This window comes from Burkholderia sp. Ac-20384 (genome assembly GCF_017104605.1).
In the GTDB taxonomy this organism is placed as follows: domain Bacteria; phylum Pseudomonadota; class Gammaproteobacteria; order Burkholderiales; family Burkholderiaceae; genus Burkholderia; species Burkholderia lata.
This window is the reverse complement of record NZ_JAAGPE010000089.1, coordinates 13,526-31,734: the sequence shown is the minus strand read 5'-3', so window position 1 is coordinate 31,734 and position 18,209 is coordinate 13,526. Positions and strand designations below refer to the sequence as shown.

Below are 18,209 nucleotides of genomic sequence, written 5' to 3'. Positions count from 1 at the left end.
CCCGCACGCCCAGCCGCCGGCCACCACGACCGGCGCGAGCACGCAAAGCGACGCATGGAGCCGCGCGCGCACCGACATCGTCTGGAACAGCGACGTGAAACCGGCCACGCCCTTGCGGACGATCAGCCCCTTGTGGAAATGCCGGTTGCCGGCCCGCCCTTCGCGGAATTCCTTGTAGAGCGCCTCCGCGGCCGCGATCTCGTCGCGCGTCGCCTTCGTGCGCACCGACATGTAGCCCTTCGGCTCGCCGTTGCGCATCACCGGAATCGCGTTCGCGCGCACCCAGTAGTGATCGCCGTTCTTGCGGCGGTTCTTCACGAGCGCGGTCCACGGCTCGCCGCCCTTGAGCGTCGCCCACATGTCGGCGAACGCCTCTTTCGGCATGTCCGGATGCCGCACGACGTTGTGCGGCTGGCCTTCGATCTCTTCGGGAGAAAATCCGCTGACCTGGATGAAGGCCGCGTTCGCGTAGGTGATGTAGCTGTTCGTGTCGGTGGTCGACATCAGCGTCGCGTCATCGGGAAAATCGAATTCGCGTTGCGTGACGGGCTGATTGTTGCGCATGGTGTGGAGCTCCGGGTAACGGATCTTGCGTCCGCTTGTCGATTGATTCGAGACCCGCGCATGACGGTCGATCCGCATGCGAGTTGGTCTGGCCCCTGCGCTTTCGGCAAATTCCACGAAAACATTATGGTGTATTCGGGAAAATATGCATTAGAAATGCATGATCTTGTTTTTACCGAACAATCTGTTTATGGATGAAACTAAACGCCATACTGGGCAACGTTTTGACGGTCATTCGTCTGATGATCAAGCGCAATTTTCCCAATAGCAGCTCAATCCATAAACGCAAAATCTTGAATACGAATATGTCTTGTTCGGCGTATTTTCGATTGAATGGGAAAAACTGAACGCGCATTGCGCGCGTCAATCCCGATGCATTGATCGGGCGCGCACATTGCGTGCGCGCCCCGGCGATCACCGGAACACGTTCACCGCATCCACGAGACGCGTCGCCTGCTGCTTCAGGCTCTCCGACGCCGCCGTACTCTGCTCGACCAGTGCCGCGTTCTGCTGCGTGATGTTGTCCAGATGCACGACCGCCTGGTCGACCTGCGACACGCCGGTGCTCTGCTCGGCCGTCGACGAGCTGATCTCCGCGATCAGGTCCGATACGCGCTTCACCTGCGCGACGATGTCCTCCATCGTCTTGCCCGCCTCGTCCACGCGCCGCGCGCCGGACTCGACGCGGTCGACGCTCGCGCCGATCAGCGTCTTGATCTCCTTCGCCGCGTTCGCGCTACGCTGCGCGAGCGCCCGCACCTCGCCCGCGACGACCGCGAAACCGCGCCCCTGTTCGCCTGCGCGTGCCGCTTCCACGGCCGCGTTCAGTGCCAGGATGTTGGTCTGGAACGCGATGCCGTCGATCACACCGATGATGTCGGCGATCTTGCGCGAGCTGGCCGTGATGTCGCTCATCGTCGTGACGACCTCGCCCACCGCCTGCCCGCCGCGTCCGGCCGCCTCGCTGGCCGACATCGCGAGCCGGTTCGCCTGCAGCGCGGTCTCCGCGTTGCTGTCGACGGTCGCCGTCATCTCGGCCATCGACGCGGCCGTCTCCTGCACGCTCGACGCCGCCTGCTCGGTGCGCGCGCTCAGGTCGTTGTTGCCCTGCGCGATCTCGTTGCTCGCGCGCTGCACGTTGTGCACCTGCTCGCTGACGTCGTCGACGAGCCAGCGGAACATCAGCCCGAGCTGGTTGATCGTGCGCAGCGTCATGCCGATCTCGTCGACGCGGTTCATTCGCACGCCGCGCCGGCTTTCACCGGTCGCGACGTTCAGCGCCTGGTCGTGCAGCCGCTTCAGCGGACGCACGATCTGTGCATCGAGCCACAGGCCGGCCGCTGCCGCCGCGCCGACCGTCACGCCGGCAAACGCCGCGAGCCCGCCGCCGGCCAGCCCGCATGCCCAGCCCGCGCCGACGACCGCCGGCGCGAGCACGCACAGCGCCGAATGCACGCGTGCACGCACCGACATCGTCTGCGATAGCGACGCGATGCGCAGCAGCCCCGTGCGGATCACCAGCCCCTTGTGGAACCGGCGCTGGCCGGCCTTGCCTTCGCGAAACGCGCGATACAGCGCATCGGCGGCCTCGCTCTCGTCGTGCGGCGCCTTCGTGCGCACCGACATGTAGCCCTGCGGCTCGCCGTTGCGCATCACCGGAATCGCGTTTGCACGCACCCAGTAGTGGTCGCCGTTCTTGCGGCGGTTCTTCACGAGCGCGGTCCACGGCTCGCCGCGCCTGAGCGTCGCCCACATGTCGGCAAATGCTTCGCGCGGCATGTCCGGGTGGCGCACCGCGTTGTGCGGCTGGCCGACGAGTTCCTCGTTCGTGAAGCCGCTCACCTGCGCAAACGTCGTGTTGGCGTAGGTGATGATGCTGTTCGCGTCGGTCGTCGACATCAGCGTGACGTCGTCGGGAAAATCGAATTCCTGTTGGGTAACGGGCTGGTTATTGCGCATGCAAGGCTCCGAAAAGCGGATCTGACGTCCGCGTCGCGCTGACTTCACGCTCAGTAGCCGAAAAACGGTTTATCGCTTTACGACGGTCTTCATCTTACTGTCGGCATATTGGGGAAAAACCTTACCCTTTCTTCGCATAAAATATTCAATTCGGCGGCCGCCATGATTTCGATCAAATAATCCGGCAATATTCGCCGCGTAGGTTCATCCGCATGTCACGCCGCACCGCCCAGCCACATCGCACGGCACGCCTATGGCATCGGCCGTTGCACGCGGCGAAACGATTCCGTCTATCCTGCTCCATTCAATCGGCATTCGAATTCGATGAAAAAGGCATTGCACGAACTGAATCGGCTGTCCTGGAATACGGCGACAGTCGCGCATAACAGCCATAAAGGCGATCAGGCCGCGTTTTTCCGTGAAGGCGGCTCGACGCTCTTTCCGGAAGAGCGCGAACTGCTCGGCGACGTCAGCGGGCTGCGGCTCCTGCACCTGCAGTGCAACGCGGGGCAGGACACGCTGAGCCTCGTGCGCGACGGCGCGGATGCGACGGGCGTCGACATTTCCGACGAAGCGATCACGTTCGCACGGCAACTGTCGAACGACGCGGGCCTGCCGGCGTGTTTCGAGCGCGCCGACGTGCTCGACTGGATGCCCGAGGCCGCCGCGCGTGGCGAGCGCTTCGATCGCGTGTTCACGTCGTACGGCGCGATCTGCTGGCTGTCCGACCTGAACGCGTGGGCGCGCGGGATCGCCGCGCTGCTCGCGCCGGGCGGCCGTTTCGCGATGGTCGAGTTCCATCCGTTCGCGCTGTATTTCGACGAGCACTGGAAACCGCACTACGACTATTTCAAAGGCGACGCGACCGAGGAACCGGCAGGTGTCGGCGATTACGTCGCCGCCTCCGGCACGGGGCTCGGCGCACAGCACGACCATCCGGGCGTCGTCGATTTCGCGAACCCGCATCCGAGCTACGAGTTCATGTGGGGCATCGGCGAGGTCGTGAACGCACTCGTATCGGCCGGGCTCGCGATCGACCGCCTGACCGAATATCCGTATGCGAACGGCTGGAAGGGCTTCGACGGCATGCGCGAGCTGGACGGCCACCGGATGGTGCCGCCCGACGGCATGCCGCGCCTGCCGCTGATGTACGCGATCGCCGCGCATCGGGAGGCCGCATGACGCGCCGCACCGCCGCCGAACGCGACGCACTTTCCGCTCGCCTGCTCACGCGCGACGAAGTGCCGCTCGTGTGGACCATCGACCGGCGCGAGATCATCGAACACCTGTATGTGCTGCGCGACGGCACGCTGCAGCTCGTGCCCGACTTTTATGACGTCGCAGGCTGGCCCGACGGCGAAGCCGAGCACTACACGCCGATCCTGCTCGACTGCCACGATCGCGGCGGCTGGTGCGTCGGCATGTTCGACGGCGCACGGCTCGTCGCGGCGGTCGTCGTCGACAGCCAGCCGCTCGGCCCGCACAGCGACATGCTGCAGTTGAAGTTCCTGCACGTGAGCCGCGACTGGCGCGGCTGCGGGCTCGGCGAGCAGCTCTACCGCGCGGCCCGTGAGCAGGCGCGCGCGATGGGCGCCGCACGCCTGTATGTGTCGGCCACACCATCGGAGCGCACGATCGACTTCTACCTGCGGCTCGGCTTCACGGTCAGCGCATCGCCCGACCCGGCGCTGTACGCGCTCGAGCCGGAAGACATTCATCTGGAAGGGCCGACAGCCTGACGCACCGGCACGCGGGCAAAGCGTAGAATTTCCCGCTTTGCCACTGCCGCCATCGGCCATCACGGAGAGCGAAATTGCAGAACGAAGCGCAGCCGCACGCCATGCCGAAGATCCTCGTCAGCATGTGCGTGGTCGGTCATCCGGTCCGTTACAACGGGTCGGCCAAGACCGCCGCACACGAGGCGCTCGAACGGTGGCAGCGCGAAGGACGTCTCGTGCCCGTCTGCCCCGAACTGGCCGGCGGCTTCAGCGTGCCGCGCCCACCCGCCGAAATCGCCGGCGGCGAATCGGGGCAGCGGGTGCTGTCGGGCGCCGCGCGCATCGTCGACGTGAACGGAACGGACGTGACGGCACCGTTCGTGTCCGGTGCGCATACCGCGCTGGCCCTCGCGCGCACGCACGACTGCCGCTTCGCGATCCTGGCCGACGGCAGTCCGTCGTGCGGCAGCACGTTCATTTACGACGGGAGTTTCGAGAACCGGCGGCACGCGGGCGCCGGTGTCACGGCGGCGTTGCTGCGCGAGCATGGCATCGAAGTGTTCGCGGACACCGAGATCGACGCGCTCGATGCGCGCCTCAAGCAGTTGTCGCAGGCCGGTTAACGACGATGCGCGGCACGAGGATTCTCGTGCCGCGCATCGATTCGAATTGAGCGAAGCGGTAACGCGGCCGCTTCACCCCGAGACGCGGGTCAGACGCGCTCGATCGCGATTGCGATGCCCTGGCCGACGCCGATGCACATCGTGCACAGCGCGAAGCGGCCGTTCGTGCGATGCAGCTGGTACATCGCGGTCGTCACGAGACGCGCGCCCGACGCGCCAAGCGGATGGCCCAGTGCGATCGCGCCGCCGTTCGGGTTCACGCGAGGATCGTCATCGGCAACGCCGAGCATGCGCAGCACCGCGAGACCTTGCGATGCGAATGCCTCGTTCAGCTCGATCACGTCGAACTGGTCGATCGTCATCCCGAGCCGCGCGAGCAGCTTCTGCGTGGCCGGCGCGGGGCCGATGCCCATCACGCGCGGCGCGACGCCGGCCGTCGCGATCCCGAGTACGCGTGCGCGCGGCGTCAGGCCGAAGCGCTTTGCGGTTTCCTCGTTCGCGAGCAGCAGCGCGGCAGCGCCGTCGTTGACGCCCGACGCATTGCCGGCCGTCACCGAGCCGTCCGGGCGCACGACGCCCTTCAGCTTCGCCAGCGTTTCGAGCGACGTCTCGCGCGGATGCTCGTCACGCGACACGACCACCGGATCGCCCTTCTTCTGCGGAATCGTGACCGCGACGACTTCCTCGGCGAGCGTGCCGTCCTGCTGCGCACGCGCGGCCTTCTGCTGGCTGCGCAGCGCGAACAGGTCCTGGTCGGCGCGGCTGATGTTGTAGTCGACCGCGACGTTCTCGGCCGTCTCCGGCATCGAATCGACACCGTGCAGCTGTTTCATCAGCGGATTGATGAAGCGCCAGCCGATCGTCGTATCGTAGATGTCGGCCTGGCGCGCGAACGCGCTCGCGGCCTTGCCCATCACGAACGGTGCGCGCGTCATGCTCTCGACGCCGCCCGCGACCATCAGCGCGGCCTCGCCGGACTTGATCGCACGCGCGGCCACGCCGACCGCATCCATCCCGGAACCGCACAGGCGGTTGATCGTCGAGCCCGGCACGCCTTGCGGCAGCCCAGCGAGCAGCGCCGACATGCGCGCGACGTTGCGGTTGTCCTCGCCGGCCTGGTTCGCGCAGCCGTAGATCACGTCGTCGATCGCCGTCCAGTCGACGTCGCGGTTGCGCTCGACGAGCGCCTTGAGCGGCACTGCGCCCAGATCGTCGGCGCGCACGCCGGACAGTGCACCGCCGTAGCGCCCGATCGGCGTACGGATCGCATCACACAGAAAAGCTTCGGTCATCAGTGTCTCCGGTCCCAGGACAGGCTGGGGAATGAACAGGGCGCGCCCCTTGCATTGCCCGCCGGGATGCGCTTAAATGTTCTATATACGAACATAAGATCGTGTATCGAACGTTCAACGCATCATAGGGAGTGCGGGGACGACCTGTCAAGCGCCCGGTCCGCCGGGCGGTTGGCGTGTCAGGCCCCATGCGCTATCTTCTCGGCTGCACGATATTCCGATCGCTCATGACAACCGAAGACACTCAGACGAAACCCGGCGACTCCTATGTCCAGTCGTTCGCGCGCGGCCTCGCGGTGATCCGCGCGTTCGACGCGGCCCGTCCGGAGCAGACACTCACCGAGGTCGCCTCGGCCACCGGGCTCACGCGCGCGGGCGCGCGCCGGATCCTGCTCACGCTGCAGACGCTCGGCTACGTCGAGGCCGATGGCCGGCTGTTCCGGCTCACGCCGAAGATCCTCGAGCTCGGCTTCGCGTACCTCACGTCGATGCCGTTCTGGAATCTCGCCGATCCCGTGATGGAGCAGTTGTCCGCGCAGATTCACGAAAGCTGCTCGGCGGCCGTGCTCGACCGCACCGAGATCGTCTACGTGCTGCGGGTACCGACTCGCAAGATCATGACGATCAACCTGTCGATCGGCAGCCGGCTGCCCGCGTACTGCACGTCGATGGGCCGCGTGCTGCTGTCCGCGCTCGACGATGACGCGCTCGACGAAACGCTCGCGCAAAGCGGCATCCGTGCGCATACGCCGCGCACGATCACCGACCTCGACGAACTGAAGGCGGCGATCGCCCAGGTGCGCCAGCAGGGCTGGGCCGTGGTCGATCAGGAGCTCGAAGTGGGCCTGATGTCGCTGTCCGCGCCGATCCGCAACCGGCGTGGGCAGATCATCGCGGCGATGAACATCAGCGGCAACGCGCAGCGGCATACCGCGAAGCAGATGGTGAAGGAGTTTCTCGGGCCGCTGCAGCAGGCCGCGCAAACGGTGTCGGAGCTGGTGGCGCGGCGGGGGTAAGTACAAGCTGCCACGCTCGGCGACGATGAAGCCGTTGCCGCCCCGCCGGTGCTTCGTGATGGGCGGCGCGGCACCGCCGCCTGGTAGCAGGCGTCAGCACCGTACCGGCAAAGATGTCATTCCGATGCGGATCCACACCCTCCGCCCGGCCAACGCGGCCAGCCGTATCGGCACGCGCCGCTATCGTCGCAACGGCCTGCCACGAGACTCCAGCATGCGCCGTGTGCTCTCCAATTCTCGTTGCAACCACTCGGCATCCGGCAGCATGGTTCGATAGTTTGCTGCCATGACCTTGGTGGGCAAGCCCTCCAGCGCATACCGCGCAAGTGCGTGCCCCTTGTCGGCGCAGAGGATCAGACCCACCGGCGGGTTCTCGTCGGGAAGCGTCCAGTGCGCCTTCGCGTAGTTGCAATACAGGTGCATCTGGCCCACGTCCGCATGAGTCAGGCTGCCGAGCTTCAAGTCGACGATGACAAGACAGCGCAGCCGGCGATGGAAGAACAGCAAGTCCACCCGATACCAGGTCTGGTCGATACGCAACCGGCGCTGACGCCCGACGAAGGCAAACCCCTCGCCGAGCTCGATCAGGAGATCTTCCAGCCGCTCGATCAGCGCACCCTCAAGGTCGGACTCCGAGTACTCGTCCTTGAGGTCCAGAAACTCCAGCACATAAGGGTCTTTGATCGCCTCGTCGGGCGTGACCGTGTCCGCCGGCTTGCGTTTCTCGCCCTTGACCAGCATCGCGGCCTTGTCTCGGGACAGCGCCGTGCGTTCGTAGAACTGGCTGCCGACCTGCCTGTCGAGCTGGCGCACGCTCCACCCACCGCGCAGGGCTTCGGCCTCGTAGAACCGGCGGGCCTGGTCGTCCTTGACCGACAGCAGCCGCACATAGGCCGACCACGGCAGCGTGAAGCACTGCGCCAGTTCGTCGAGCCGCCTCGGGTGGACCGGTGCCGGGGAAGATTCGCCAGACACTGTCTGGCGAATTGGCCAGGTCAGAAAGAACGACCGCATCTGCTGCAAGTTCTGGCGACTGAACCCGCGCCCGAACCGTCCGGTGAGATCGCTCGCGAGCCGCTCGATCAACTGCTCGCCGTATCCTGCGCGCCGCCTCCCCTGCTGCTCGGCCTCCACGATGCGGCGACCAATTTCCCAATAACTCGCCGTCATCAGCGCATTGACTTTGCGGGCCGCCGCATGGCGCGCGGCCTCGAGCAATTCGACGATGCCACTATGGACGCCGGCATAGCCGGCCGGCACGACAGCTCTTTTCGCGGTTGACATCGATAGCGTCCTGTTGCCCATGCGGTCACCTCCGCGGAACACGGAGATGACCGAGCATCACAATTTAGTGACGGGACAAGACCCGGTCTATCTGACACGAACGAAATTGCGCTGCATCTGTAGGACACCATACCGCTCGCACGCCGAGCACCATGCTCGTTTGCTCCGGCATCGTGCCCGTCACGCGGTTGAGCGGCACGCGCTCGCCGCGCCTCACGCCGCGTCGGCGAGTGCGTCAACGTCACGTTCCGCATGCTCAGCAAGTGGAACAGACAGTTTCAGAGCGGGGGCAACAAGCGGTTGAGCGAATGCCGGATATCCGCCCTCCAAAGCAACTCACCCCCCCACTCAAAACAGATGATGAATCCCGGCCACGATCGCGAGTTGCCGCTGCGTGCCCGACGCACCGATCGCGAAGATCGCGGCGCGCGCCGCCACACTCCCCGTCGCCTGCTGCGCAACCGCATGCAGGTACACCTGAGTGCGCTTCGACAACGCATACACGTCGCCGAGCGAAGCCGACAGATAGCGGCGGCCGATGAACGACGTCGTCGACATCCCGCCCGCCACCGCATTGGCCGGCGTCGCCTGCCACGTGACGCCCGCATCGAACGTGCGATACGAATCCGTCTGCGCGCCGGCCTTCAGCCTCACATACGTGTACAGCGCGTGCAGCCGCACGGTGCCCCAGTCGTAGCGCGCGCCGATGCCCGCGTTCTCGACCTTGTCCGCCACATACGACAGCGCCGGACGCCCTTGGAACGTCGACAGGCCGAGGCCCGCGGTCGTATCGCCAAGCATCGGGCCGAGCGCGCGGTCGTGCTCGTTCACGTACGCGGCGGCGAGCCCGAACGATCCGTTCACGTAATCGATGCCCGCTCCCGCGATGCGTCCGCTCGAGAAATTGCCGGGCACGCCGCCGAGCCCGAGCAGCAGCCCGACCCTCAACCCGTACAACGCGGGCGAGCGGTATTTCACGACGTTGCTCTCCTGCGCCGACGTCGTCTCGACCAGCCCGTCGAGGTTGCCCGGGTGGGCCGCGAGCAGGTTCGACGACTGAAAGCCGTTGCCCATCGGCGCGAGCCAGTCGTAGTTGAACGCGGTCTGCTGGCCGAGCGTGATCGTGCCGGCCCGCTCCGACGACAGCCCGACGTAGGCCTGCCGGTTGAACAGCGTGCCGCTGCGCATCAGCGCGCCCGTGTTGGTCGCGAAGCCGTTCTCGAGCCGGAACACCGCACGCCAGCCGGCGCCCAGTTCCTCATTGCCGAGGAAGCCGATGCGGTCGGGCTGCATCACGCCCTGCAGCATCGCGGCCTGCGGGCTGCCCGCGCGATTGTTCACGTACGCAACGCCGGCATCCAGGCTGCCGTACAGCGTCACGCTGCTCTGTGCATGAGCGGTGCTTGCGGCCGCTGCATTCAATACCGCGAAAATCATGGCCGCGCGGCGGCGGCTTGCCGACGTCTGCATCGGTGTCTCCTCGTTGCATGGGGAATGTGACGGCTCGCGCTTATTCGACGGCTTTCGCATAGCCGCCGGCACGCGCGTAACGCAGCCCCATCGCGCCGATCGCGACGGCGGCACAGACGATCGGTGCGATCAGCAGCATGAAGACACCCGACAACTCCATCGCGCTCGCCATCACCAGCGCGCCGACGAACGAGCCCGCGATCGCACCGAGCCGGCCGACACCGAGCGCCCAGCTCACACCTGTCACGCGGCTGCCGGTCGGATAGAAATCAGCCGCGAGCGCATTGGCCCCGGTTTGCGAGCCGGCGACGCCGAAGCCGATCCCGAAGATGCCGATGCAGAGCGACGGCAGGTCGTCGTAGCGCCACGCGACGAGGAACACGCACAGCGCGCCGGCGAGATAGGCGGCCACCAGCACCGCATACGCGTTGAAGCGGTCCATCGCGCGCCCGAGCAGGATCGCGCCGACCGTGCCGCCCAGCTGGAACATCGCGGTGACGATCGCCGCCTGTGCGAGATCGAAGCCCGCTTCGCGAAACAGGCTTGGCAGCCAGTTGGTGACGAGATAGACGATCAGCAGGTTCATCCAGAATGCACACCACAGCGCGAGCGTGCCGAACCGCAGCGGTCGCGCGAACAGCTGCGACACCGGCGAGCGCGCCGCGACGCTCGCCGGCTCGTCCGCGACGAAGCGTTGCACACCGTCCGGCGCATCGGGCGACATGCGGCGCAGCACGGCTGCGACCTGCGCGGCCGGCGCGCGCCGATGGATCAGGAAGCGGATCGATTCGGGCAGCGCGGCGAGCATCACGAGCCCGAGCGCGATCGGCAGCACGCCGCCGATGACGAACATCGCATGCCAGCCGTAACGCGGAATCACGTGCGCGGCGATGAACCCTGCCGCCGCGGAGCCGAACGTGAAGCCGCAGAACATCGTCGTGACGATCAGCGCACGGCGGGCGCGCGGGCTGTACTCGGACGTCATCGCGATCGCATTCGGCATTGCCGCGCCCAGGCCGACACCGGTCAGGAAACGCAGCGCCGTCAGCGAATGAATCTCCGGCGCGACCGCGCACAGCGTGCTGAACAGGCCGAACGACAGGACCGACCCGACCAGCAGGCGCTTGCGGCCGAGCCGGTCGCCGAGCGGCCCCGCGAAAAACGCGCCGACCGCGAGGCCGACCAGCCCGGACGCGAGCAGCAACGTGATGCCGGTCGTGCCGGCATGCCAGTCGCTGCGCAACGCGGGCACGACGAAGCCGATCAGCGCGGTGTCGAGCCCGTCGAGCGCGACCACGGCGAAACACTGCACGGCGATCGCCAACTGGAAACGTGAGAACGGCAGCGCGTCGATCCAGCGCTGCACGTCGAATGCGGGGGTGGGTTGCAAGAGGGTGTCTCCTTCGTTTTATCCTGACGGGCCGGGCTTCCTGCGCCGGGTCCGTGCATCGCGTATCGGGCGCGGCGGACGATACGGCACGCCCGTCTGCCGCGGCCGTTGCCGATCGTTCCGATCAACTCCAATCATTCATTTGCACTGCGAATTCCGAATTCCATTCGATATCGCCGAACCGGGCGCCGCCGCACATCGCCGGATTGTTCCGACGAATCGGCGGCGCCCGCTCCGCTCAGTCCAGCTTGAACAAGCGCTTCGCGTTGTCGCGCCCGATCTTCTCCCGGTCGTTGTCGCCGATCTCGGCAGCGTCGAACCACGCGCTCGCCTCCTCCATCGATTCGAACGGATAGTCGGCCGAGAACAGCACGCGGTCGCTGCCGATCTCGTCGATCGCGTTGCGCATCGCGATCGTGCGGAAATTGCCGCTCGTCGTGACGTAGAAATGCGCGCGGAACGTATCGATGAAGGAGCGCTTCGCCTTCACGCCCATCGGGTTCTTGCCGTTCGGGGACGCCCAGTGCGACGTGCGCCAGATGTTGTGCAGCGCGAGCTCGCCGAGATGGCCGAGGATCACGGTCAGGTTCGGGTGTTCGTCGAACAGGCCGCTGCCGATCAGGCGCAGCGCATGCACGCCCGTTTCGCGTGAAAACTCCCACGCCGGCCCCATCAGCCACGGATGGCCTTCGATCGCCAGTTGCTGGCTCGGCAGCGGATTGCGCGGGTGCAGGTAGAACGGCACGTCGAGCCGCGCGACCTCGGCCCAGAACGGCCGGTATTGCGGCAGGTCGTAGTAGGTCGCGTTGTCGGCGTGGCCGATCTGCGAGAAGCCGTTGACGAGCGCGCCCTGAAAACCGAGTTCGGTCACGGTGCGCGCCAGCTCGCGCGCGGCGGCGTCCGGGTCCTGCAGCGGCAGCGCCGCGAACGCGCCGAAGCGGTCCGGCCGGCGCGCGACCTGTTCGGCCAGCAGGTCGTTCGCGCGCCGCGCGACGTCGATCGCGCGGCCCGTGTCGGTGATCGCCTGGACGGCCGGCGCGTTCAGCGACAGGATCGTGTAACCGATCCCGCACGCATCCATGCGCTCGACGCGCTCCTCCTGCACGTCGAGCAGCTGACGGCGTCGCGCCGGCCAGATGTCGGCGGTAAAGTAATGTTCGGAATCGCCGATCGTGTCCGGCGTGGCAAAGTGCTCCTCGAGTGCGATCTTGTCCTGCATGCTGCCTCCTGTGAGATCCGGGCCGCCGCGCCACCTTGGCGCGGCGAGTCGGAACCAGCATAGGAGGGCCGCGGCGCCCTGTTAAATTGCGGCGTTGAATACCGTCATTCACGGCATCTATGCCCGCCTACCGACCGACGCGATGGAACACGACCCCGATCTGCGCAACATCGACCTGAACCTGCTGCTCGTGTTCGACGTGCTGTACCGCACACGCAGCACGACGCGCGCCGCCGACGCGCTGCACCTGACGCAGCCGTCGGTCAGCAACGCGCTGAAGCGGCTGCGCACGCTGTTCGACGACGCGCTGTTCGTGAAGACGGCCGACGGCATGCAACCCACGCCGCGTGCGGACGCGATCGCGGCGCGCGTCGACGAAGGGCTCGCGTCGCTGCGCACCGCGCTGCAGGCCGGCCGCGCATTCGACCCGGCCACGTCGACCCGCACCTACCGCCTGTACACGAGCGATCTCGGGCAGGCAATCTTCATGCCGCCGCTCGTCGCGCATCTGCGCCGGGTCGCGCCCGGCATCCGGATCGTCACGGCCGATCCGCCGCTCGATGCCGCGCAGCAGATGATGAAGCTCGGGCAAATCGACCTCGCGCTCGGCATGTTCACCGGGCTGCATGCCGATTTCCATCAGCAGCGCCTGTTCCACGAAACCTACGTCGCGCTCGTGCGCAACGACCATCCGACGATCGGCGCGACGCTCACCGCCGAGCAGTTCTTCGCGGCCGACCATGTGAGCTACACGCCCACGGCCGGCAGCCACGCGTACTTCGAAGCGGCGCTTTACGCGCTGTCGCCGCATGCCGGCAGCACGCGCCACGTCGTGCTGCAGCTCGCGCATTCGTTCGGTCTGGAACGCATCGTGTCGTCGAGCGACCTCATCGCGTGCATTCCCAGCCGCCTCGCCCGCGAGCTGGCGCGACTGCAGGACGTGCGCGCCGTACCGTTGCCGTTCGACACGGCGCCAGCCGACATCGCGCAGTTCTGGCATGAACGCTATCAGCGCGACGAAGGTCATCAGTGGTTGCGCACGCTCGTCTACGACCTGTTTCACGACCTTCGCCACAGTGCGTTGCCGTAGACGCATCGCAAAAAAACGGGCAGCCCAGGGCTGCCCGTATCAACTCCACTTGGTTACAACGTCCTTCTCACGGAACACGGAGCGAACTCCGCGCCGCACAATTTAGTGACGCACGGAAACGCGGTCAATTTGACAAGAACGAAACTGCGCAGTGAACCGGTAGGACACCGCGCCGCTCACGCGCCGAGCAACATCCCCTTGCGCACCGGCACCGTACCCGTCACACGGCCGAGCGGTGCGCCAGCCGTGACGAACCGAATGGCGCGGCGCATGTAGAACACCCCGTCGGTCCCGCTCGAGATCGTCGTGACCTTGTCCGTCAGCGGATCGACGATGTCGAACAACGGATCGCCGGCGCGGATCGTCGCGCCGATCGCCGCGCGGTGCACGAGGATCCCGCTCACCGGCGCGTAGAACTGCACGCTGCCCGCGAGCGGCGTGGCCGGCGCAGCGAGCGGCGGCAGCGGCGTGCGCTCGCCGCGTACCGCGCCGCGCCACACGAGATAGTCGACAAGCGCATCGGCATCGCGTTCCGCATATTCATACGTCACGTCGCGCTGGCCGCGGCACTCGACCGTCACGGCCACGGTGCCCGCCGCCATCGGCGTGCCTGCCGGCAAGTGCTGCCGCAACTGCGTCCACAGCAGGTGATGCGCATCGTCGAACGCGTGCCCGCCCGAATCCTCGGCGAGCAACGACACGTCCGCACCGAGATAACGCGCGAGCGGCTCGACTTCCGGCCATGCGGTGTCGCTCGTGTACACGTGCATCACCGCTTCGAGCGAACAATGCAGGTCGATCACCACATCGGCGTCGAGCGACAGCTTCAGCAGCGCGAGCTGCAGCGCATCGAATTCCGTGCGCGGCGCGATCTCGTCGAGCGCCGCGCCAACGCACTCGCGCACGATCGCGCGATTGTGTTCGCCGTCGTCGCCGAGGCGGTCACGCGCACGCGCGGCGATTTCCGCGAGCGGCAGGAAGCCGCGATTGAAGTTGCGGCCGCTCGCCAGATCGAAACGGCCGATGAACTGCCCGAGCAGATGATGATTGAGGCCGACCGGGTTCGCGACCGGCACGAGCACGATCTCGGCCGCGAGCCGGCCTTCGGCATCGAGCTGCGCGAGTCGCTGCTTCAGCACGAACGCCGCGAGCATCGCGGGCGTCTCGTCCGCGTGCAGCGCGGCCTGCAGGTAGATCTTGCGGCCGGTGTCGGCCGGCCCGAAATGAAAGCTCGTCAGCGTGCGCTGCGTGCCGATCGACGGCGACAGGAGCGGCGTGGTGCGAATCTGCATCGATGGTCTCGAACGAAATGAAAACGAAGAGCGGGTGAAACGGCGGAGCGACTCGGTGCTCAATCGCCGTACGGGTTGAAGTCGAAATACCTCTTTGCGATGCGGTCGTACGTGCCGTCCTTCAGCATCGACGCGATCGCGCCGTCGATCGACGCCTTGAGCGCCGTATCCGACTGCCGCATGCCGATGCCGACACCGCGATCGCCCATGTCGAGCGGCGCGCCGACGAACGCGAAGCCCTTGCCCTTCGGCGTACGCAGGAAGCCGTAGTCGGCTTCCACGGTGCCGAGCAGCGCCGCGTCGAGGCGGCCGTTGACGAGATCGGCGAACACGTCGTCCTGGCTCTTGTACGGCACCACGCTGACGCCAGACGGCGCCCAGTGCGCGAGCGCCCACGATTCGAACTGTGTGCCCGACTGCACGCCGACGTGCTTGCCGGCCAGCGACGCGGTCGTGCTGTCGACGCCGCTCCCGGGTCGCGCGACGAGCCGCGACTTGAAGCGGAACAGTTTCGACGAGAACAGGATCTGCTTCTCGCGCTTCTCGGTGATCGCCATCGACGACAGGATCGCGTCGATCTTGCGTGCCTGCAAAGCAGGAATCATCCCGGAGAATTCGAGCTCGACCCACTGGCAGCGCAACTGCGCGCGGCGGCAGATCTCGTTACCGAGATCGACGTCGAAGCCCTTCAGGCTGCCGTCGGGCGCCTTCGAATCCATCGGCGGATAGGTCGGATCGATGCCGAGGCGCACGGGGCGCGCATCGAGCGCGTGCGCGGCGCTGGCCGCGAACGCAAAGCAGAGGGAAACGAGCGGCAGGAAGGTACGTTTCATGGTCGACGAAGGGCGGGACGATGGGCAAACGGCACGAGCCGGACTGCCTGCGATCGTAGTGCGCGCGCGCCGCCGCCGGAATCGCCCGCTGCCTTATCATGATCACTTTTCCCGATCACCGGCCCCGCGCTTGCCCATGGCGTTCACGCTCTCCCAGCTCCGCATCTTCCAGGCCGTCGTCGAGCACGGCAGCCTGCGCGCCGCCGCGCGTGCGCTCGATCTCGCGCAAAGCGGCGTCACGCAGCAGCTGCAGAGCCTCGAAGCAACGCTCGGCGCGACGCTGTTCACGCGCACCAATCGCGGGATCGTGCCGACGGCGGTCGGCCAGCGGCTGCTCGCGCGCTCCGGTTCGATCCTCGGCGAATGCGAGCAGGTCGAGCGGGAAATCCGGCAACTGAGCGGCGCGTACGAAGGCACCGTCACGCTCGGCCTCGTGGCCGAGCCGCTGATCGATGCGTTCGCACCGGTGCTGAGCGCGTTCCGCGCGCGCTTCGACAAGGTCGACGTGCACCTGCGCACCGGCACGTCGCGGATGATGATCGGCTGGTTGCGGGAAAGCACGGTCGATTTCGCGATCGCACTGGTCGCGAAGCAGACCGACACGACCGATCTCGCGGTCACGCCGCTGCGTGCATCGGCGCCGGTGGTCGTGTGCCGCAACGGGCATCCGGCGATGCACGCGCAATCGCTCGCCGAACTGGCCGACTACGCGTGGGTGTCGACGCGTTCGCCGAACCTGAGCGCCGATCCCGTCGTCAACCGGCTGCTCGCGTACTTCGACGTGCACGGCCTGCCGCCGCCGAAGATTCTCGCGACCGTCGAAGGGATGTTCGAGACACTGCAGCTCGTCACGCAGACCGATTGCCTGTCGCTCGAGACCGAAGCCGTGACGCGCCACGGGCCGTTTGCCGGCGCGCTCGCGAAGGTGCCCGTACGCGAACAGGCCGAATCGCAGGACATCTGCCTGCTGCAGCGCGCGGCCGTGCCGCTGACGCCGGCCGCGCAGGAACTCGCAACGATGCTCGCGTCGTACCTGAGGGTGGTGCGCGGGCGGTAAGCGCGGATTGCTGCCTGCCGCCCGTCGTGCTGCGCCGTGCCTTGCGTCAGTCGATCGAATCCTGCGCCGTCTCGCGCAGCATCGCCACCGCGATCAGCGACAGCACCACGCACGCGGCCACGTAGCCGGCCGGCGCGAGCTTGCTACCGGTCGTCTTCACGAGCCAGGTCGCGATCAGCTGCGCGGTGCCGCCGAAAATCGTCACCGCGAGCGCATACGCGATCGAAATGCCGGTCGCGCGCACGTGACGCGGCAGCGACTCGCACATCAGCGCCATTTCCGACGCCGAGCCGAGCGAATAGAACAGCAGCATCAGCGCGGTCAGCGGCAGGATCACCGACAGCGTCGGGTGATGGTTCATCAACCAGAACGCCGGGAACAGCAGCACGACCAGCACGCCGCGGCCGACGAAGATCGGCAGGCGCCGGCTGCCGAGCTTGTCCGACAGCCAGCCGAACAGCGGGCACGTGAACAGCATCACGCAGCCCGACGCGACACCGACGAACATCGACAGCTTCATCGGCAGGCCGAGCGTGTGGATCGCATAGGTCGGCATGTAGAACGTCAGGATGTAGGTCGACACCGTGCCGCCCATCACCGTGAGCATCAGCAGCAGCACCGTGCGCGTGTGCCTCGAGAACAGCTCGTGCAGCACGCCCCGTTCGATGCCGTGATGGCTGTCGCCGGGCGCATCGTCGGCGAGCCGGCGGCGCAAGTACATCCCGACCGGCGCGATCAGCACACCGACGAGGAACGGCAACCGCCAGCCCCAACTTTCGAGCGCGTCCTTCGTCATCGTGTTCGACAGCAGCGCCGCGAAGCCCGAGCCCATCAGCGCGGCGCCGCCCTGCGTCGCGAGCTGCCAGCTCGCGCGGAACGCGCGGCGCGACGTGCCGCCCTGTTCGAGCAGCGTCGACGTCGCCGCGCCAAATTCGCCGCCCTGCGAGAAGCCCTGCATCAGCCGCGCGAACACGACCAGCAGCGGCGCGGCCACGCCGACCTGCGCGTACGTCGGCGCGATCGCGATCAGGCCCGTGCCGAGCGCCATCAGCATGATCGTCAGGTTCAGCGCGGCCTTGCGCCCCTTGCGGTCCGCATAGACGCCGAGCACGACGCTGCCGAGCGGCCGCGTGAAGAAGCCGGCCGCGAACGTCGCGACCGACAGCAGCAGCGACGTGGTCGGGTCGCTCGACGGGAAGAACAGCTTGCCGATCAGCACCGCGAAGAAGCCGTACACGGTGAAATCGAAGAATTCCAGCCAGTTGCCGATCACGGCCGCGGCAATCGCCCCGCGTCGCGTGACGGCCGGTGCGCCGAGCGTGCTGGCTTCGGCAGCCCCCGTCGACGCGGGGTGCAGCGCGAGATGGTCTTTCTGCATCGTTATCGTCTCCTCTCAATGCGA

The 18,209-nt window shown here is 66.8% G+C and carries 17 protein-coding genes; 7 read left to right on the top strand and 10 right to left on the bottom strand.

Annotated features, from left to right (window positions below; translation table 11 throughout):
- Window positions 1-564, bottom strand: a 564-nt coding sequence (locus G3O00_RS18740; protein ID WP_206143922.1) for a PAS domain-containing protein, incomplete at its 3' end; no start/stop codon positions are given.
- Window positions 565-624: 60 nt separating this feature from the next.
- Between G3O00_RS18740 and G3O00_RS18735 the strand changes: the two genes are divergently transcribed.
- Window positions 625-762, top strand: coding sequence for a hypothetical protein (locus G3O00_RS18735; RefSeq protein ID WP_167316032.1), 138 nt, complete (start codon window positions 625-627; stop codon window positions 760-762).
- A gap of 216 nt (window positions 763-978) precedes the next feature.
- Here G3O00_RS18735 and G3O00_RS18730 read toward each other — a convergent pair whose 3' ends face one another.
- Entirely contained in the window at window positions 979-2,523 is a 1,545-nt protein-coding gene (locus G3O00_RS18730; protein ID WP_206143921.1) for a PAS domain-containing methyl-accepting chemotaxis protein, read from the bottom strand.
- A 324-nt stretch (window positions 2,524-2,847) separates the two neighbouring features.
- Between G3O00_RS18730 and G3O00_RS18725 the strand changes: the two genes are divergently transcribed.
- From G3O00_RS18725 to G3O00_RS18715, 3 genes are all read left to right on the top strand, one after another.
- Window positions 2,848-3,705, top strand: a complete 858-nt coding sequence (locus tag G3O00_RS18725; RefSeq protein ID WP_174933299.1) for a class I SAM-dependent methyltransferase — start codon at window positions 2,848-2,850, stop codon at window positions 3,703-3,705.
- The gene (locus G3O00_RS18720) at window positions 3,702-4,262 is read left to right on the top strand and encodes an N-acetyltransferase (protein ID WP_206143920.1); all 561 of its coding nucleotides are present in this window, start codon (window positions 3,702-3,704) and stop codon (window positions 4,260-4,262) included. The genes G3O00_RS18725 and G3O00_RS18720 overlap by 4 nt, the downstream gene beginning before the upstream one ends.
- 74 nt (window positions 4,263-4,336) lie before the next feature.
- Window positions 4,337-4,864, top strand: a complete 528-nt coding sequence (locus G3O00_RS18715; RefSeq protein ID WP_206143919.1) for a DUF523 domain-containing protein — start codon at window positions 4,337-4,339, stop codon at window positions 4,862-4,864.
- An 89-nt stretch (window positions 4,865-4,953) separates the two neighbouring features.
- Here G3O00_RS18715 and pcaF read toward each other — a convergent pair whose 3' ends face one another.
- Window positions 4,954-6,156, bottom strand: coding sequence for a 3-oxoadipyl-CoA thiolase (pcaF, locus tag G3O00_RS18710; RefSeq protein ID WP_206143918.1), 1,203 nt, complete (start codon window positions 6,154-6,156; stop codon window positions 4,954-4,956).
- Window positions 6,157-6,383: 227 nt separating this feature from the next.
- Here pcaF and G3O00_RS18705 point away from each other — a divergent pair, with 227 nt between their 5' ends.
- Window positions 6,384-7,172: an IclR family transcriptional regulator gene (locus G3O00_RS18705; RefSeq protein ID WP_206143917.1), complete on the top strand. Its 789-nt coding sequence runs from the start codon at window positions 6,384-6,386 to the stop codon at window positions 7,170-7,172.
- A gap of 180 nt (window positions 7,173-7,352) precedes the next feature.
- Here G3O00_RS18705 and G3O00_RS18700 read toward each other — a convergent pair whose 3' ends face one another.
- The 4 genes from G3O00_RS18700 to G3O00_RS18685 form a co-directional block, all read right to left on the bottom strand.
- Window positions 7,353-8,456, bottom strand: coding sequence for a PDDEXK nuclease domain-containing protein (locus G3O00_RS18700; protein WP_206143916.1), 1,104 nt, complete (start codon window positions 8,454-8,456; stop codon window positions 7,353-7,355).
- 348 nt (window positions 8,457-8,804) lie between these two features.
- On the bottom strand, window positions 8,805-9,926 hold the full coding sequence (locus tag G3O00_RS18695) for a porin (protein ID WP_241025214.1): 1,122 nt from the start codon (window positions 9,924-9,926) through the stop codon (window positions 8,805-8,807).
- A 40-nt stretch (window positions 9,927-9,966) separates the two neighbouring features.
- Window positions 9,967-11,316, bottom strand: a complete 1,350-nt coding sequence (locus G3O00_RS18690) for an aromatic acid/H+ symport family MFS transporter (protein WP_206143915.1) — start codon at window positions 11,314-11,316, stop codon at window positions 9,967-9,969.
- A gap of 238 nt (window positions 11,317-11,554) precedes the next feature.
- Complete coding sequence (locus tag G3O00_RS18685; RefSeq protein WP_174933289.1) at window positions 11,555-12,535, bottom strand: amidohydrolase family protein; 981 nt, start codon at window positions 12,533-12,535, stop codon at window positions 11,555-11,557.
- A 142-nt stretch (window positions 12,536-12,677) separates the two neighbouring features.
- Between G3O00_RS18685 and G3O00_RS18680 the strand changes: the two genes are divergently transcribed.
- A complete protein-coding gene (locus tag G3O00_RS18680) occupies window positions 12,678-13,625 on the top strand; it encodes a LysR family transcriptional regulator (protein ID WP_206143914.1) in 948 nt (315 codons plus the stop codon).
- 176 nt (window positions 13,626-13,801) lie between these two features.
- Here G3O00_RS18680 and G3O00_RS18675 read toward each other — a convergent pair whose 3' ends face one another.
- Window positions 13,802-14,917 carry a succinylglutamate desuccinylase/aspartoacylase family protein gene (locus G3O00_RS18675; RefSeq protein WP_206143913.1) on the bottom strand — a complete coding sequence of 372 codons (1,116 nt, stop codon included), beginning with the start codon at window positions 14,915-14,917 and terminating at the stop codon, window positions 13,802-13,804.
- Window positions 14,918-14,976: 59 nt separating this feature from the next.
- The gene (locus tag G3O00_RS18670) at window positions 14,977-15,750 is read right to left on the bottom strand and encodes a transporter substrate-binding domain-containing protein (protein WP_206143912.1); all 774 of its coding nucleotides are present in this window, start codon (window positions 15,748-15,750) and stop codon (window positions 14,977-14,979) included.
- Window positions 15,751-15,886: 136 nt separating this feature from the next.
- Here G3O00_RS18670 and G3O00_RS18665 point away from each other — a divergent pair, with 136 nt between their 5' ends.
- Window positions 15,887-16,807: a LysR substrate-binding domain-containing protein gene (locus G3O00_RS18665; protein WP_206143911.1), complete on the top strand. Its 921-nt coding sequence runs from the start codon at window positions 15,887-15,889 to the stop codon at window positions 16,805-16,807.
- A 46-nt stretch (window positions 16,808-16,853) separates the two neighbouring features.
- On the opposite strand, the gene G3O00_RS18660 is transcribed toward G3O00_RS18665, so the two are convergent.
- Entirely contained in the window at window positions 16,854-18,185 is a 1,332-nt protein-coding gene (locus tag G3O00_RS18660) for an MFS transporter (protein ID WP_206143910.1), read from the bottom strand.
- Window positions 18,186-18,209 lie beyond the last annotated feature (24 nt).